The sequence below is a fragment of the Flocculibacter collagenilyticus genome (assembly GCF_016469335.1).
GTDB lineage: Bacteria > Pseudomonadota > Gammaproteobacteria > Enterobacterales > Alteromonadaceae > Flocculibacter > Flocculibacter collagenilyticus.
Genome location: NZ_CP059888.1, coordinates 617657 through 636620 on the forward strand (window position 1 = coordinate 617657; position 18964 = coordinate 636620).

The following is an 18964-nucleotide window of genomic DNA, read 5'->3' on the forward strand; positions in this document are numbered from 1 at the left end:
ATGGCAGCGCCTCGATTAAAACTAAGGTTAGGTGATTTGCTCGTTCATGAAGATATTATTTCTGAAACGCAGTTACAAGATGCTCTACAAAGCCAAAAAGCGACGGGTAAACGACTTGGTGCCACGCTTGTTGATTTAAACTATTTAACTGAAGAGCAATTACTTACCTTTTTAGCACAGCAATTAAACTTACCTTTTTTAGATATTTCTAATCGCGCTTTGGACTCAAAAGCGGTGGAATTGTTACCGGAGGTACATGCTCGCAGGCATCGGGCTATTGTGCTAGAAGATCGCGGTGACAGTGTATTATTAGGGCTTAGTGAACCTGCAAACTTGGCTGCACTCGACCAATTAGGGCCGCTACTCGCGCCAAAAGAGCTAGAGCTTGCGGTTATAAAAGAAAGCCAAATTCTTGAAGCGTGCGATAATTTTTATCGCAAAACGCACGAAATTGAAGAGTTTGCGCATCAGCTGCAAGAGGAATACGAAGAAACCGCCGACTTTGACTTTAACCGCATCGCAGATGAAAGTGAAACAAGCGATGCCACGGTGGTAAAGCTGTTACAAACCATCTTTGAAGATGCGGTACAAATGCGTGCGTCGGATATTCATATTGAGCCTGATGAAAAGCAGTTACGCATCCGCAAGCGAGTAGACGGCGTGCTGAACGAAAGCTTACTCAATGAAATCAGCATTGCATCGGCCTTAGTGTTACGGCTTAAATTAATGGCGGGCTTGGATATTTCTGAAAAACGCTTGCCGCAAGATGGGCGTTTTCACATTAAAGTGAAAAAACATAATGTTGACGTGCGTATTTCTACAATGCCTATTCAAAATGGCGAATCGGTAGTGATGCGCTTGCTTGACCAGTCCGCAGGGCTGCTTACGCTTGCTGAAACTGGTATGCCAGATGATATTTTGTCTCGGGTAAGTGGCTTAATTAAACGTCCTCATGGCATGATTTTGGTAACAGGACCGACGGGATCAGGTAAAACCACTACCTTATACGGTATTTTGAGCGAGCTAAATAAGGCGCAAACTAAAATTATTACCGTAGAAGACCCAGTTGAATATCGTTTACCAAGAATTAATCAAGTTCAGGTGAACAGTAAGATTGGGCTCGATTTTTCCAACGTATTACGTACTACGCTACGTCAAGATCCCGATATTATTATGGTAGGGGAAATGCGCGACCATGAAACGGTTGAAATTGGTTTACGTGGTGCGTTAACAGGCCATTTAGTGCTATCGACTTTACACACCAACGACGCAATTAGCAGTGTACTGCGCTTAATTGATATGGGCGCTGCGCCGTATTTAGTAGCCAGTTCACTTCGTGCCATTATGGCGCAGCGTTTAGTTCGTCGTGTGTGCGCGCAATGCACCGTAGCATCACAGCCAGATCATCAACAACAAACGTGGCTTGCTAGCATGGAAACTGGCGCAGAAGCGCATACAGGCTACGTAACCGGAACCGGCTGTAGACACTGTAATAATACGGGCTATAAAGGACGAATCGGCGTATTTGAGTTACTTGAATTAGATGACGATATGATGGATGCATTACGGCAAGAAGACACCCACCTATTTGCCACAATATGTAAACAGTCGACACGGTTTAAGCCACTGGCACAAATTGCATTAGGTTATGCAAAACAAGGCATGACCACACTCGATGAAGTGTTTAAAGTGGCTGAACATGTTGTGGAGTAAGGCGACAGTCTATGTATAACAAAGTGCTACAGGTAGATTATGGCAACGTTTGATTACCGTGCTCGTAACAGCCAAGGGGAATTGAAAACCGGCACAATTGAAGCGGCAAGTGAAGACGCTGCGGCTGAAATGATACTGGGTCGCCAACTGTCGCCCATTAAAATTGAACCGGCAAAAAGCACTGACGATTCACGGCTGTCAATCAATAGCTTGTTGGGTGGTTTATTGACGCCCAATGTGGGGTTAGATCATTTAATCATTTTTACTCGCCAAATGTACTCGTTGGTTAAAGCGGGTATTCCTATTATTCGTGCTATTTCCGGCTTGGCTGAAACGTCAAACAATCAACGTTTGAAAGCTGCACTTAATGATGTGGTTGAGCAGTTAGAGCGTGGTCGCACTTTATCATCTGCGATGAACCGTCACCCACGAGTGTTTACTCGGTTAATGGTGAGTCTGGTACATGTAGGAGAAAATACCGGGAAACTGGATGACTCGTTTCTTCAGTTATCAGAATATTTTGAGCGAGAACAAGAAACCCGAAAGCGAATTAAAACGGCGATGCGCTACCCTACCTTAGTGATTATCTTTTTAATTGCAGCGATGTTTATTTTAAATACCTTAGTGATCCCTCAGTTTGCCGACATGTTCAGTAAGCTCGGCGCTGACTTACCTTGGTCAACCCGTTTACTTATTACTACGTCTGACTTTTTTGTGAACTATGGTCATATTTTGTTTGTTGCCATTGTGCTGTCGTTCATTGGATTTCGGCAATATATTTCTTCGGAAGTGGGGCAGCCCAAGTGGGATAAGTACAAACTAAATTTCCCAATTATTGGTAGCGTGATCGAGCGTTCATTGCTAGGACGTTATTGCCGTAGTTTTTCGATGATTTTACGTGCAGGCGTGCCGTTAACCACTGGATTAAGCTTAGTGGCGGAAGCGGTCGATAATAAATATATGGAAGCTAAAATTATTGAGATGCGTAGAAACATTGAAAGGGGAGACAGCATGTTGCGCGCATCGAACAACAGCCAACTTTTTTCGCGCATGGTATTGCAAATGATCGCGGTAGGCGAAGAAACCGGTCGAGTGGACGAATTACTTGAAGAAGCAGCTGAGTTTTATGAGCGAGAAGTCGACTTTGACTTAAAAACATTAACGGCACGCATCGAGCCCATACTGATTATTATCGTTGCGATTATGGTATTGATTTTGGCATTAGGCATATTCACACCAATGTGGGACATGATGAATGCGTACAAAGGTGGTTAACCTATTATTGCAGCCACATTAATGGGCATGGTGAAAATAAGCAATGGAGCACGAGTTTGAGAGTGATGCCACGCAAGAAGAAAGAAGCTTAACACTGTTTTTAGTGTGGTTTTGCGTATTTTGCGTGTTATTAGGCACTTTAGCCTATTATTTAAGCCATACGCTAAACTCTGTAGCTGAGCGACAAAGTGAAATGCTGTTGCCCAAATTAGAAGAACAGCTTGCACTGTATAAATCGCAGTGGTTGATGAATGGTCGCCCGGATGCAGTAGAGATGTTAGATGCATCTGCGCAAACGTTAAGCAAACGGATTAGCTTACCAGTAAATGAGCAAGGAGTGATTCAGCCGCCAACGCGGGATAGGAAGGGCTGTGAGCAATTATTTATGTTGTTAAACCCGCTGCCGGAGTTGGATAGGTCGATTGACGTTGATGCGCGTTTTGAATCACAGTTTAACGGGCGTTGTGTGTATCAAATTAGCATGCGGTCAAGCGATGAAACACTACAACTAGTGTATTCATTGCAGCATGGATTAAATGCAAAACAGCATGATAGGTAAGTGTTAAGTAAAAGCGTGGTTAAGCAAGCAAAGAAATCATAAGTCAAAATTAAGAGGTGTTTGAAATGAGGAAGCAGCAACAAGGTTTTACATTGATAGAGTTAGTAATAGTCGTGGTTATTCTAGGGCTATTGGCCGCTACAGCATTACCAAGGTTTATTGATGCCACGGAACAAGCAGAAGATGCAGCGGTAGAAGGTGTTGCAGGTGGTTTTGCCGCCGCAGTAGGCATGGTAAGAGCACAATGGGAGTTAGATGGTAGGCCGCCAGGTACAGGTAATTTAGCCTCTGTTACCTACGATAATGTTGTAGTAGGTGTTGATGGTGCCATTGGTTACCCTACTCAATTAGCTTCTGATGATAATGATTCTCGTGCGATATCAATGAATGACGCTAATTGTTTGAGTGTTTTTAATGCCATTATTCAAAATGCCCCAGCGGTAACCACGACGAATACGGCTCAAGAGATTGAAGACAATCGGTATTTTGCAAATGCAGATGCGGCGAATGACGACTGTTATTACTACTTGATGGATTCGTTGGCTAAAAACAATGCTGGCATTATTTCTCCAGTACCGACGGATGCCTCATTAGGTCATGGCTTTGTTTATGATCCGCAAACGGGTGGCGTTACCGTATTCGACAATTAATCTTTGGTGCTTCAAAGCGGGGGTAGTTTATACCTCTAAGCTATTGGATTAGTTGTGAAACGACAAGAGCGATATTGATGATAGTTAAAAAGCCACTTAATACAATGCGTAGCGTCCATGTTCAAGCGGGGTTTACCTTAGTTGAGCTGGTGGTTGTGGTGATATTACTTGGTGTGCTTGCGGTGGTAGCACTTCCTCGTTTTATTAACACTACGGAACATGCGCAGTTAAGTGCGGTTAAGGGCGTTATGGATGCTTTCAATAGTGGCGTGTCGTTTACTCAACATCGCTGGCGGTTAGATAAAAGTAGCAAGCACAGCATTCCTGACATGGACTTTCCGGTGTTGCTAGACGCCACTTTTGTGTCAGTTGACCCAAATAATGGCCTGCCTGTGGGCAGTGAAGGCGTTGACTCAATAAATGAAATAACGGCGGTAGACTGTGAAGAAATTATGCAGCAAATTTTAACATCAAACATTCGCACCGTTTTGATTGACGGTACAGCGTCGTTACCGCAAATACAGCAACAAGATTACGCCATTAGCGTTGAAAATAGTAATCCAGATCGCTGCCATTATTATTTAGCGGCAAGCCTTACCAGTATGCCAGCAGGGCAACCCAGCAACGGAATTGGTTTTAGCTACGACACGGCACAAACTATGAATCAAGCGGTAAGGTTATTCGATTTTAGATAAAAAGTTACATCCAATATTAATCATAAGTAGTAGGAAAACATGATGAATACAAAACAACACAGTAACCCATTGAGAGGTTTTCAGACCAGCCAGCAACAGCAAGGCTTTACGTTAATCGAGCTGATTATTGTTATTGTTATTTTAGGCATTTTGGCTGTTACGGCAGCCCCTCGCTTTCTGAACATGCAGTCGGATGCGCAAGCAGCTACGTTAAATGGGATTAGAGCTGCAATGGATTCGGCCAGTAAAATGGTGCAGGGCAAAGCACTAATTCAAAGCGTTCAAGGGCAGCAAAATGGCACCGTAGAGCGAGTTGATGGAGTGAACAATGTTACCACTCGGTTTGGTTATCCCATCGCTGCATGGACTGGTAGCTTTGAAAATTTACTTGATATTGACGTACCAGGCGAATTTCAGCAAACAGTGGTAACTACGCGCATTAGTACTCGGCAAAATGGAACGAATTTAAATATTCCAGGCAGCGCAAATAATCCTACGTTAGTGATATTCCCTGCAGGGTATGAAGCACCAGATAATAGCCGCAATAATAGTGAAAATGATACTTGCTTTGTTTATTACAAAAACAATATTGCAAACAATACACAAAGACCTGAAATTGAAGTGGTAGGTGATTGCTAACTATCCCTTATGTTATGAACTGAACGCGAGTATGAGTGTTTATGATGTTCACCGTTAAGCGCATGCAACGAGTTAATATAAACGGCTTCACTATAATCGAAATGATTACAGTATTAATTCTATTAGGTGTGCTGAGCGTAACGGTGGCGCCACGTTTTTTTGATGATGCAGGTATTGAAGAGTACACCGTTAAAGATCAATTACTTGCTGATTTAAGGTTAATGCAAACTAGGGCGATGAATCAGCGCGATTTATCACAAAATTGCCACGACTTTCTTATCCTACATGATCGTTTTGGCTTGGCTCAACCTAACCAAGCCTGCGTTGCTTCTCCTGCGATTAATGAGAGTGATGCAGGTAATGACGGTGTGTTGCTATCTGGTGTGGGTAAGATACTGAGTGATGATAGTGGGGTAGCTATTGCGGTGACTCAGTCAACAACGTCAACCCAGTTGCCTTTTTTGATAGGGTTCGATTATTGGGGAAGGCCTACTCAGCAATGTGTTGGTGGTTGTCAAATAACAGTAAGCGGTGTTAACAACACAGTTGTGACGATTGAGGCAGAAGGATACATTCATTGAGCAAGCTTACTTTGTATCCGCGACTTTATCCGCTAGTCAGCACAAGGCAACAAGGGTTTACGTTAATTGAAATCATCATTGGCATGGTGGTGCTCACCATCGTGATGGTAATTGCGTCTTCTTTTATTTCCACTCAAGCCATTCGAACTGCCGATCCCGCAATCAGAATAAGAGCAGCAGAATTAGGCCAAGCCATGATGAGTGAAATAACGACGAAAGCATTTGATGAAGTGAACGTGGTTGATGGTGGGCGCATTCGCTGTGGTGAAAACGGCACAACCTGTACCACAACCGTAGCAAATTGTACTGGCGTAATACCCACCTACGTGGAAGAGGGTGTGGGAAACCGACAAGCTTTTGATGATGTAGATGATTACCACTGCTTAACCTTGCAGGGAAATAATTTATACACAGCCAGCCCAACACTTGACAATTTATACGATGGCTTTGAGGTAGAGGTAACTGTGTTACCAGATTCAACTACGGCAATGAATGCCAGTAACGTAAAGCGAATTTCAGTAACGGTCACAGCGCCTAACGGTGAGCAGTTCACCTTTGCCAGACAGCGGTATAATTACTAATGCGAAATAATGGCTTTACGTTAATGGAATTAATAACCGTTATTATTATTTTGGGTATTGTTGGTATCGGTATCACCAGTTTTATGCGATTTGGCTTTTCAGTTTATCAAGATGCAAGTATTCGAGAAGCACTTGTCAGCCAATCGCGTTTTGTGGTGGAAAGGCTGAATCGTGAACTACGCATGGTGATCCCAAATAGTGTAAGGGTAAACCGAGTCGCAAATGATGAGGCATGCATCGAATTCGTCCCTATTGCTGAGAGCGGCAGTTACCTAACATTACCTACAGAATCATTGGCTGACGAAGGTGAATTAATAGCACAAAATTCAAATTATCAGTTTCAAGCTGGCGATTGGTTAGTGGTATACCCGCTACAAAGTAGCGATGTTTATGCGGGCACGGGTGCAAAGCGACATACGTTAGAAAGTTACACCCTTTCCAATAATAAAGTGGATGTGGCATTTAATTCAGCGGGGGTATTATTTGCAGCTCATTCTCCTCAACGCCGATTTTATATTGGCAGAGGCGCAGTAAGTTATTGTTTTGACGCATTGAATAGACAATTACTGCGTTTTGATAACTATGGTGTGTTAGTTAACCAACCTACGATTTCTACTTTCACTAGCGCTGGGATTGCAGGTGTGTTGATGGCCGAAGGCGTGTCTAATAATTTAGTGGACAACGAAGTGCCCTTTATTTTTCAAACTGCCACATTAACCACCAATGCATTAATTGAGCTTTATTTACGTTTTTCGGGAGTAAAAAATGAATTAGCAGGCTCTATTGCAGAGCAAGCGGTAACGGCGGAATCCTTATTTTTCTATAATCAGGTGCACTTACCGAATGTTCCTTAATGTCAGCATGAGTAGAAGCAAAATTCAGAAAGAGCCTGCCCAACTCAACGCGCAGCGCGGTAGTACGTTAATGGTCGCAATCTTTATTATTATTGTTTTTTCTATGTTGTTGGCCAGTATTGTGAATATGTTTAGTAGTACAACGGAAAGTGTTTCAGTAGAAGTGTACGGTGTACGTGCTTTAATGGCGGCTAACACGGGCGTAGATGCTGTAGCCGCGTCAATATTTCCGGTGGGACAAGCAGGTTCATTGTCATGTGATGAATTAGAAATTCCCGCTAATCAGGACGGCGTTGACAATCAAAGTACGTTAACAAGCAACGCTACATTTTCGACCATAGCAGGACTAGTAGGCTGTCGTTATACTGCAACATGTACAGACTTCACCGTGAATGATGGGGTACAGGATATTCATTTTTATAAGATCACAAGCCAAGGACAGTGTGATGCAGGCAGTTTTGATGTTTCTCGTGTGGTAGAGGTAGAAGCACGTGCATTGTAAGTGGTTGATTTTCAAAGTGGTGTTTTTCAAGGTGATGTTTTGAATCCGATGAGTAAAGTTTTAGCACTGTGGTTAATCTGTTTAATGAGCATCAGCCATGCTTATGCTGACTACGCGTTTCCTTACTTTAATGATTTTGAAACAGCGATTTCATCGCCGAGTGCGAATATAAATGGTCGTGACCAATGGTTGGTGGAAGACGATTGGACGGCTGGTACAGCACATGATTCGCGCTGGCAGGCCTATCAGGGTAATTATTTTCTCGACAATAATAAAAACGCAGTTAACCAGTCTTATCATCAAAATCAATCTGCGACGTTGGCCGATTATATTACTATTCCGGGTACGCCAAGTAGTGCATTGCCCGTCGTCACATTTTGGTATGCTGCTGATGTTTTCAGTGGTTCTGTGCGGTTACAAGTGCAACGAAAAGGGCAATCTACATGGCAAACCCTTCACACTTTTGAACAATCCAATAACCATGTTAGTTACACTAAATTTGAGCATGCGTTAGATAATTACAAAGGCGACAGTATTCGCTTTCGATTTTTTCAAACGTGGCAAATTGCAGCGGGGGCACGTGCATTTACCGTGGATGATTTTTACGTGGGCAATATCGACGCTACCTCGCATGCATATCCCTATTTTAATAATTTTGAAGTGGCTGAATCTACAGCGAGCGTTAATGGTCGCGATCAATGGATTGGCCAAGGTGATTGGAATATTTCGACTCCCCACGACATGGTGTATCAGGCGCGATCTGGGCAACATTTTCTAGATAGCAATTATTTAAATACTAATCAGCAAGATCACTACGATCATGACATGACGATGCAAGGCTATATCTCGATCCCGAATAATGCCTCGCTTCCGCATGTTAGCTTTTGGTATCAGCTGTTTGCCTTTTCGGGAGGCATAAACTTTGAGATACAAACACTTGGTGACAGTCAGTGGCGACTGTTGCAACGTTTTGACGAGCAATTAAATCATAATAAATATACCCAATTTTATTACAGCTTAGCAGCCTACCGCGGTAAGCAAGTAAGATTTCGTTTTCGTCAGCGCTGGACGAATTCCGTAGGCGCCCGATACTTTATGGTAGATGACTTCTCCGTTGCTGATTTACAACTGCCAGCATTGTCGTTTCCCTATCTTAATAACTTTGAAAGTGCCACCACTGCGGCTGCTAATAATGGTCGCGATCAATGGAATGTGCAGGGTGATTGGTATTTATCAAAAGCACATCATAATGTTTACCAACCCTATTCAGGTGAATACTTTTTAGATAATAACGCCAATGATGAAAACCAAATTAATCATCAAGAGCATTGGGCTGATTTAATGGGATTTGTGCCGATACCGGCTGATGCGGTAGCACCTGAGTTGTCGTTTTTCTATAAAGCCGACGTATTTACCGGAGGCGTATATGTATATATTCAACAAGAAGGCGAAGCGGGTTGGCGGCATGTGCATACATTCGATGAGCCGTTCAATCATGAAGCTTATACACAGTATTTTTATCCGTTGGACGATTGGAAAGGGAAGCGTGTACGAATTCGCTTTCGTCAGTATTGGCAGGGCGAGGCAGGGGCAAGACTATTTTCAGTTGATAATGTAGCCATTGCAGAGCAAACCAGTGAAGTATATCGCTACCCTTACAATAATGACTTCGAGGCTGAAACATCAAACTCGGCGGTGAATGGACGCGATCATTGGAATCATCAAGGTGATTGGAATATTAGTCAGCAGCATCATAGTCACTTCGTTCCTTACGAAGGTAGCTACTTTTTAGATAATAACGCAGCTAATGAAGATCAGCGTTATCACTTAAATCAAGACGTAATCATGCTTGGTTTTGTGCCCATTCCCGCAAGTAATACCGTGCCTGTGCTTAGCTTTTGGTATCAAGCCGATATTCATGATGGTGCAATTTATTTGTATATTCAAGAACAAGGCAGTAATCAATGGACACGCATTCAAACATTTGATGAGCAATTTAATCATGATGAATACACGCGTTTTCAGTTCGCACTAGACGCTTACAAAGGCAAAAACATTCGCATCCGATTTCGGCAGTCGATGCGTGCCACAACAGGTGCGCGCTTATTCTCTGTCGATAATATTAGTTTTGCTGAACAAAGTGATTTGGAATATGGCTTTCCATACGTAAATGACTTTGAAGCGCCAGTGAGTGATATAGCGAATAACGTGAATGGCCGTGATCAATGGAATCATCAAGGCGACTGGGGCGTTTCTACCCCCCATCATGATTACTCTGCTAATAGTGGTCAATACTTTTTAGATAATAATGCGGATAACAAGGCTCAGCGTTATCACCGCGAACACAATGCTGAAATGTATGGTTATGTGCCTATTCCTGCTGATGCCCAAACACCTGTGCTCACCTTTTGGTATCGCGCTAATGTGCAAAATGGGGGCGTATATTTATATATTCAAACGCTAGGCAGTAATGAATGGACACATGTAGTAACTTTCAATGATCAACTTAATCATAACCAATACACTAAATTTGAACACAGTTTAGATGCGTACAAAGGACAAAGTATTCGCTTACGATTTAGGCAGTATTGGGGGGGAGTGAGCGATCCGCGATTGTTTACTGTAGATGATGTGTCTATTGCGGAAAAAGGGCTAAGTGTATTTAGCTACCCTTATGAAATTGATTTTGAACACGCAACTAGTGACTTAGCAGCAAATATAAATGGCCGAGATCAATGGAATCATCAAGGTGACTGGAGCATTTCGACTGCTCACGATAGTGTTTATTATCCAAATAGCGGCGCATATTTTATTGATAATAACGAGCGCTTTGAAAATCAAAAATATCACCGTGAACACTTTATGGACTTGTTTGGTTTTGTGCCGATTCCTAATGACGCGGTGTTACCAACGGTGATCTTTGATTATCGTTCAGATATTTTTAGTGGCTTAATAGACCTACAAGTTCAAATACAAGGCCGTAACGACTGGATACAACTACATCGTTTTGATGAAGAGTGGAATCATCAGCAATATACCCAATTTTCTGCCTCTTTAGATGCCTATAAAGGACAAGCAATACGGTTTCGTTTTAGACAATACTGGCATGGTGTAAACGGCCCAAGAGTGTTTACTATTGATAACTTTAAAGTGGCTAATTTAGCCGATCCAGATTATGGCTTCCCCTATTTTAATGACTTTGAACAAGCCACTTCTAACAATAACAAAAGTGGTCGCGATCACTGGAATCATGAAGGTGATTGGGGCATATCTGATCAGTCGACTGCAACAGGCAGCGCGTATAGTGGGGATTGGTATTTAGATAATAATCCGTTAGATGAACAGCAACGCTACCACCGCAATCATTATGTGCGCATGCAAGGCTTTATTGGTATTCCTGCCACTGCGTTTGAACCGAAAGTCAGTTTTTATTACCAAGCCAACATGTTCAGCGGCGAAGTGATGTTAGAAGTACAGCGTTACGGCGAGCGAGATTGGCAAACGTTACTAACGCTAACTAGTCGTGATAATAACCTAAGTTATCGCCAAGTATCTGCATCGCTCAATGCCTTTAAAGGTGAAAAGGTGCGCTTTCGCTTTAATCAGTACTGGAACAGTGCAACGAACGATCGTGCGGTTTATATAGATGACTTTTCCGTGTCTAGTGAGCTGTTAGGGTTGTGGTATTTTGAAGAAAATTGGCTTGATGATGGTAGTCAGCGTTTTCCCTTTAGTGTGGCTTCGAGTACTGACCCCGAATTCACTAGTCAGCTAAGGGCAAAAGATGGCGCGATAGGCTCTGGCTTAAGTACCTGTTACTACCCCCAATTTACTAATAATCAATATCTTACCGCTGATAACAGCGACACTATTACCGACTTTAAACAAGTAACGATATCACTATGGGTAAAGCCTAGCTTATTAACAGCAGGCGAAAATGCATTAGTGAGCAAAGGGGAAGGGCTGTCACTGTTTTTAGATGTGCAAGGAGGCACAGCCTATCCGGTATGGCGTTATGCAGGGCACGAACTTCGTTCTAACTACACAGTGAATGTTGATGAATGGACGCACATTGCCGCGACGTTCTCGGAAACAGAGCAGCACCTTTTCATCAATGGAATTGCTAATGCGTCTGCCTTTATAAATACAACGCTAAGTGATTTAGCGCAGCCAATTGCCATCGCCGCAGGTTGGGACGATACAACAAAAAGCGCAAACCCTAGTACTTATTACACCGGCGCAATAGACGAACTTCGCATTTATCAAATAGCGCAAACTGCGTCACAAATAAATGATGATATTAATCAATTGCATGCCTGCCAAATTAGCTGTCAATTAGGGGCGTTTAATATCACGCCAAGTTCCACAACTGGTTTAGCCTGCCCTGATACGCGTGTGGCGATTAATATTCAAGCGATGTGTAATGACGGTATCACTATTAAAAACGACTACACGGGCAATGTGAGTTTAGCTTCTGTGTTAGGTAGTGCGTTTTATAGTGATGCAGCGAACAATAATGCCATCGCTGACTATCAATTTACCTTAGCGGATGAAGGCGAGAAAACGCTGTATTTATACCATAACAATGTGGCAGAAAATGTGCCTGTAACGGTATCTGATAGTGCTGACAATATTATAAGTACGATGGCACAACCCATTAATTTTTATGCCGCAGGCTTTAGGGTAACGCAACAACCGCAAAACCATGTTTGTGGCAATGGCACTAATATGGTTATTCAGGCGTATGGCAAGCAAGATAACCAAACTGGCGGAAGTTGCGCGATATTAACCAACTTTACGGGTGATAAAACATTAAAAGCATGGTTTGGGGCAAACTTACACGGCAACGCCAGCGAACTTGAAAGTACAACTACACCACTTACGATAAACGGTAATAACGTTTTAGCGAGCGCTGAGCCAAGTAGTGATAATCTTTCATTAGCGTTTGCTCAAGGACAGGCCGCTATCAACCTTTCACATTTAGACGCTGCGAATGTTACACATATTACATTGAAACATGATCAGGGCTTTTATCAGGCTCAACCTTTAGTTGCCGTGACCGATTCGTTTACAAGCGCACCGGAAACATTGTTTATGAAAATTCAAGGTGCAGACTGGTTACAACCTGTGGGCGCGCAAGACAATGTGCTAGTTGCAGCAGGCGATGAATTCACTCAAACAATAGGGGCACAATGCAGTGATGGCTCGATAGCGGTGCATTATCGTAGCCAGCAACCTATCGAATTAACTCATCGGTTAGTTGCGCCTATTGGCGGAGAAAGTGGTGCGCTTGGCGTTAATAGCGTTACTGTGGATGCGACATCAATCAATGGGAGCGCCTCTGTTACGCAAACTATTTCAGAAGTTGGAATTTTTGATTTAACGGCTACTGCGCCAGCTAGCTCGTATTTTGGGATGAATATTTTACCCGTAACGTTATCGGGAGTGGGGCGGTTTACGCCAAAATACTTTGAAGTCACCGTGTCTCAGCACGGCCGTTTAGGTGGTGCATATGGCACAGGCGGCAGTGCAGACTTTGTATACACAGGGCACATGCAGTCTGATACGAGTGAGGATGGCGAGTTAACTTACGTTACAGCACCGCAATTTAATATTACAGCTAAAAACTCAGCGAATAATACAACCAAAAACTACACTGGCGACTTTATCAAATTACCTGTCTCTAACGTAGAGATCGTTAGTCCAGCATCTGACGCAGTAACAAATGGGCTAGACACCAAGCGACTTTCCTTAACCGCTAAACTAGCGTCAGCCAGCTTAACAGAAACGCTATCGTCAGGCGTATTGCTGTATCAATTTAGCGCAGCAGATAATTTTGTTTACACACGTAACGCAAACAGCAAAGTTCCACCGTTTAACGCTGATATTGCTTTACAAGTAATGAAAATAACCGATCAAGACGGTGTATCGGCACCTGAAAGCCAGTTACCTACTTTAAGCCCTGCAGGCGTTGAAGTGCGCTTTGGGCGCTGGTGGGTTGATCATGCGTATGGTCCAGAAACCAGCAACTTAACAGTTCCTATGTTTTTACAGTATTGGAACGGTAGCGTATTTATTACCAATGAAATGGACAGCGTCACCGAGTTTGACGCAACCGCCATGTTAAATATAGAGGATATTAGCTTAGCTCCAGCAACTACCAGCGCCGCTAACCAAGGCCAATTTACTGCAGGTTACAGTGAAGTGCTAAATCTTATCGCGCCCGGGGCGGGCAACCAAGGTGAAGTTAAATTAAACTTTAACATTCCAAACTGGCTTAAATACGACTGGAGCGGCGTTAGTAGCCTTAATAGCAGCACGATGACACAAAACCCAAGTGCCATTGCAACTTTTGGCCAATTTAGAGGCAACGACCGCATCATAAACTGGCGAGAAGTGCCAAATAATTAACCTCTCAAAAGGTTAATCTGCTCTAAAAGATCTGTTTTTATTTCCTTGACATTAAAAACATATATTTTACAATTCTTTTCCTTTTTAAGCATACTCATAGTTGCTAATAAGCCCTGTTGGAGTGGTGGATGTAGCTAGATTATTAAATGGAATTATTATGTCAAAAATCATGTCAAAATATATTAATGCCATCCAAGGCAACGAAGTCAATTCTATTCAATATGATATCGATGCTAAAACCGCAGATGTAAGAGTCGGCGGCAATACCGCATGGCGCCACAATAATATCGCTCTGATGCCAAACAATATAATGGCAAAACAAAATGGCTCAATTGGCAGTGTTGCAGGAATAGCCGTTTTTCCTGATAAGTCATCTAGTCAAAACGCATTTAAAGCAGAGGTACAAAGGCCAAAGCATCAATCTAAAACAGTAGGAGAAATGATCAACCTGTTTATTGCTGACTATATTGTTGAGCCTCCACAGTGGGACGCAGAAAATAATAAACCCATACTGCCATGGATAGAGCAACAGTCTGGTTTAGATATGCAAAGCTATGTTAGTAGTATTAATGTTGATGATTTTATTAGCTTGGTTGAATCTCATATAGGCTGGCAAGCGGGTACAGAAAAGCAAATTGTTAAAGACCCAGATGCACCTAACCCAACAGTTGCGAAAGTGTCGGGTAATAACGTACTGATTAACGGGCGCACAGCAGTACATAAAGATAGCGGCGGCGTACTTTCTACGGTAGATGTATGTTTAACACAAATTGGTAATTCAGTGGTGCCCATTCCTTATCCCAATGTAGCGATGTCCAGCGATGCAGATGCCACTGCCAGCTCAGTGCTAATTAATGGAAACCCTGCCTGCCATGTAAAAAGCAACTTCAAGAAAAGTACAGGCGATCAACCCGGAAACAAAAAGGGTGTTGCCAGCGGTACCATTAAAGAAAAAGCCGAATTTTTGATGGGATCGTTCAATGTGCTAATTGAAGGCAACCCAGCTGTGCGTCAAGGCGACTTAATGGTGTCGAATAACAAAAACACACCACCGTCTGGTTTAGTACAACCGCCGGGGCCGCCGCCACAGGGGCTGTCTATTTCTCCAAGAGATGAGAAAACGCATGAGTCTGACCAAGCCAGTGCGTATTACACTCATGATAATACTGCAACAGGATTCAAATTAGAGCAGCAACGTTATGTATTACGTACTGGGGCAACGGCTAAAAAAGTACCTTTTCACAAAGGAAGTGAAGAATGAGCACCGAAACTAGGCAGTATAACCAGCCTATACCTGATGCAAGCCAAGTGTGCGTAATGGAGCTAGAGGTGCCAAGCTTTAAAGGGCAGCATGCATATATACCCTTTGGGCTAGCAGCAACAGGCACAGAAAGCGAGCCTGTAAGTGATGACGAAAAGCCACATAGTTACTCGGTTGTGCCACAAGTATTTAAAGATGCCAGCTTACTGAGGCATAAAGCAGGCGCACCAGAATTTATCCCTTTAAACAACGAATATGTAGAATTACAAAAAGGCGACGCCTTAGGCTACTACTACATATTTATTAATGGATATTTGTGGCGAGAAATTGCAGCAGGCCCAAATGGTGAATTATATGAAGTTGATTTAAAGGAGTGTCACAGTAGTGATATTCGTCCTCATTTAAATTTAGCTACCAATTGCATCATTTTACCGCACAGAAGTAAGGGGCTACTAACAGAAGAACAATGCATTGCAAAACCTATTGTTGAAATGGCATTTTCACGTATTCAATGGTCGTGGGAGTACATTACAGCATTAGGCGGCATGTATGAAAAAGATCCTAGATTGTCACTTTTGCCGCTTAAAGGCCGTTGTAAAGATAAATGCGAAGCTGACAATCATCGAACCAACCGCATGCAACGTATTGACTATGATGAACAAACGAATATGGGCATAACCAGAGATGGTTCAATTGCCGTATATTTGCACGACATTATAGGTTTAGCGCAAGAAGCGGCAGTAGAATCAACCGTCTCGCTTATTCGTTTGCAGTCATTACAAGCCTCGCTCACCGCAGATCCATTTTATAAATCTGCGGTGATTGCGCACTGTAACTACTTTAACGAAGAGTTACACGAGAAAATATCGTATTACGTACCCAAAGCTGGGTTGGTTACAAAGTACAAAAATCAAGGGCAACAGAGTAATGACGCTCGCGATGTTGCAGATTGCCTATCTAGAGAAGAATTAGAAAAATACTTAGTAGGTGACCCGAAAACCGCGCTACAGTTGATAGAAAAATATACAGCTGCGCGTGCACGACTAAATGACTTACTATCGTTAACCTGTACACCTAAAAATCAAACGTTGGCACAAATATGCGATAAAAATGATATTCAAGCACCACCTCAATGGGAGTATATAGTTAAAGATTTTTCTACTTTATCGCCCATCAATTATGCGCAGGCCTTCGAGCTTATCGACAATATGGCTATTTCATTAGCGCAGTCAGAAAAAATCATTCCAATTTACTTACCCGCGATTATTAATAAAAACAGTGTTCAAGAAGTACAGGAAGAATTAAGAACACAAGTGAGCAAAGATGCAGACGTATTAAGTTCATTGATTGCGGATGATAGTTGGTACGTAAAACAGTTATTTGCACCTGCCGATTTATACGGAGCCGACTTAGCACGTGAAGAGTATGATGAAAGCTTGCTAAGTACCGAGCTTGGTGCATTTAGTCCTGAAAAGTTAAAAGTGGAAACCATAAAAGCGCAAGCAGAGCCATTCAATGTATGGCCTAACTTTGTTTTTCCTTACTTGAATTTTGCGGATGTAAAAAAGCGTATTTCAGGTACAAGACTAACGGCTGTAGAAAACTTTTTTCAAACAGGTATTGTAGAGCATGCTAAGCATAAGTGGTTATTTAGCTCAGTGGTGCATACGTTAAAAGCGTATCACCTACCTGAAATGAGTAAAGCCCGCCTTGGTGCATTTAAAAACATTCCTGACAATCATGTAATTATTAAGCATAACCTAAAAGAAGTGCCCATTTTAGACAAACTAAAAACAAAATCAGCTGTAGCGCATTTTAATGCTTGTGTTGAAGAGTTTAAAACAACAGGAAAATTGTCTAAGCAAAATCTAAAAATATTAGCAGGGCATTTAAATGATGCTGCGCTACCTATCGGAAAAGGCGCAAAAGCCATTGCTTTAGAGGGTGGAGTAACAAAAGTTGCCACTACCTCGCGTACACAAATTATAAAAATTATAAAAGAAGCGGTAGACCGTGGTGAAACCGTAGAGTCACTCAAGTTATCTAAGTTAGAGTGGCTGAGTGTGGATATGGACAACGTACCCGCGGAATTAAGATCTGAAATAAGCAAAAACATAACTCAAGATACTGAATATAAAGCCTTAACCAAAAAAAGTTTAAAAAACGCCACTCTTAAAAACAGCGTAATTACTGGCATATTTGCCAGCTTGGCAACAATAAATGCCTATATGACGTATGCAGAATATGAGAAAAGCTTTAAAGGCAAGAGCGGTATTTATCAAGCATTTAAGCATATTGCAACAATCGGGGCTGTAATGGTGGCATGGGGGGATGTATGGCAAGCGATTAAAAGGCCGCCAGATACACATTGGTTAACTAAAAGCATTTCTTCTCAATATGCCCCACGTATGAGTTTTGCACTATTAAGAAGTGCAGGAGGGATTGTTGGTGCCGTCGGTGGTGTTGTAGTGGTAATGGATGGGTTAGAGTTGCTTAATAAACATGATACCGATGCCGCGATTGCAGCTATTACGGCTGGCGGAATGGCTATTGCGGGCGGTATTTTACTTACAATTGGTATGGGGGCACCGTTTATTTTACCGTTAATGCTAGGGGCTATTTTATTTTCGCTAATAAGCCATTGGCTAACCGACACCCGTGCTGAAAAGTGGGCGAAATTTGGCCCATTTGCTAAAAAAAAGCGAGGCATTTTTAACGGTGAAAAGGGGGAGATATTTGAGCGTTTTGCAGATGCAGAAACCTATTATCAGTACATTTTCTCGTTGCTGTATTCACCTAAATTGGAATTTTCTGAACCTGTTCCTAATTACTTTATTGTTGAAGTGCAGCTTGCCATTTTCTCGCCGCTTGAGTCAGAGTTAGTCTTAAAAGTGCCTTACCAAATTTCTGACGTGTACTCGCGTAAAGGGGCAAAACAAGTGTTGATAAAGGGGCATCACGACTTTGAGCCGCTTTACGGTGACACTACCGATTCAAATAACCAACCGAATGATAATAAGCGCTTAATAGGTGCAAGATACGAATTTGCAATTGCGGTACCTAGCATTACACAAGAACAACTAAAGCAATTTATGTATAGCCGAACAGATCGTATACCTGCTACACCTAAAGCTCATATAGCACCTGAGATAGAGTTGAGATATAACAATCAAATTACTATTCCAATTGATTATGATGCAATAGAGGCGCCTATCACCCACACAGCTACAGATAAAGGATAAA

13 protein-coding genes are annotated in these 18964 nt (G+C 42.4%); all 13 read left to right on the forward strand.

The genetic code is table 11. The annotated features are described in order from the left end of the window. The 13 genes from HUU81_RS02745 to HUU81_RS02805 all read left to right on the forward strand — a co-directional run bounded on the left by HUU81_RS02745 (position 1) and on the right by HUU81_RS02805 (position 18963). Entirely contained in the window at positions 1 to 1713 is a 1713-nt protein-coding gene (locus HUU81_RS02745; RefSeq protein WP_199610750.1) for a GspE/PulE family protein, read from the forward strand. A gap of 39 nt (positions 1714 to 1752) precedes the next feature. Beyond that, positions 1753 to 2988: a type II secretion system F family protein gene (locus HUU81_RS02750; protein WP_199610751.1), complete on the forward strand. Its 1236-nt coding sequence runs from the start codon at positions 1753 to 1755 to the stop codon at positions 2986 to 2988. Between the two features lie 43 nt (positions 2989 to 3031). Next, positions 3032 to 3547 (forward strand): hypothetical protein, encoded by a 516-nt coding sequence (locus tag HUU81_RS02755; RefSeq protein WP_199610752.1) that lies wholly within the window; start codon positions 3032 to 3034, stop codon positions 3545 to 3547. A gap of 65 nt (positions 3548 to 3612) precedes the next feature. Then, positions 3613 to 4197, forward strand: coding sequence for a prepilin-type N-terminal cleavage/methylation domain-containing protein (locus HUU81_RS02760; protein ID WP_199610753.1), 585 nt, complete (start codon positions 3613 to 3615; stop codon positions 4195 to 4197). A 77-nt stretch (positions 4198 to 4274) separates the two neighbouring features. Continuing rightward, complete coding sequence (locus HUU81_RS02765) at positions 4275 to 4892, forward strand: prepilin-type N-terminal cleavage/methylation domain-containing protein (RefSeq protein ID WP_199610754.1); 618 nt, start codon at positions 4275 to 4277, stop codon at positions 4890 to 4892. A gap of 39 nt (positions 4893 to 4931) precedes the next feature. Continuing rightward, a complete protein-coding gene (locus tag HUU81_RS17555; protein ID WP_325071760.1) occupies positions 4932 to 5531 on the forward strand; it encodes a prepilin-type N-terminal cleavage/methylation domain-containing protein in 600 nt (199 codons plus the stop codon). Between the two features lie 41 nt (positions 5532 to 5572). Next, a complete protein-coding gene (locus HUU81_RS02775) occupies positions 5573 to 6112 on the forward strand; it encodes a pilus assembly FimT family protein (RefSeq protein WP_199610755.1) in 540 nt (179 codons plus the stop codon). Continuing rightward, positions 6109 to 6693: a prepilin-type N-terminal cleavage/methylation domain-containing protein gene (locus tag HUU81_RS02780; protein ID WP_199610756.1), complete on the forward strand. Its 585-nt coding sequence runs from the start codon at positions 6109 to 6111 to the stop codon at positions 6691 to 6693. Before HUU81_RS02775 ends, HUU81_RS02780 begins: the two co-directional genes overlap by 4 nt. Further along, entirely contained in the window at positions 6693 to 7547 is an 855-nt protein-coding gene (locus HUU81_RS02785) for a prepilin-type N-terminal cleavage/methylation domain-containing protein (RefSeq protein ID WP_199610757.1), read from the forward strand. The genes HUU81_RS02780 and HUU81_RS02785 overlap by 1 nt, the downstream gene beginning before the upstream one ends. Continuing rightward, a complete protein-coding gene (locus HUU81_RS02790) occupies positions 7537 to 8049 on the forward strand; it encodes a type II secretory pathway protein (RefSeq protein WP_199610758.1) in 513 nt (170 codons plus the stop codon). The genes HUU81_RS02785 and HUU81_RS02790 overlap by 11 nt, the downstream gene beginning before the upstream one ends. A gap of 48 nt (positions 8050 to 8097) precedes the next feature. Next, positions 8098 to 14460, forward strand: coding sequence for a DUF6701 domain-containing protein (locus HUU81_RS02795; protein WP_199610759.1), 6363 nt, complete (start codon positions 8098 to 8100; stop codon positions 14458 to 14460). Between the two features lie 157 nt (positions 14461 to 14617). Continuing rightward, positions 14618 to 15721 (forward strand): DUF4150 domain-containing protein, encoded by a 1104-nt coding sequence (locus HUU81_RS02800; RefSeq protein ID WP_233520559.1) that lies wholly within the window; start codon positions 14618 to 14620, stop codon positions 15719 to 15721. After that, positions 15718 to 18963, forward strand: a complete 3246-nt coding sequence (locus HUU81_RS02805; protein WP_199610760.1) for a hypothetical protein — start codon at positions 15718 to 15720, stop codon at positions 18961 to 18963. Before HUU81_RS02800 ends, HUU81_RS02805 begins: the two co-directional genes overlap by 4 nt. Position 18964: the final 1 nt, after the last annotated feature.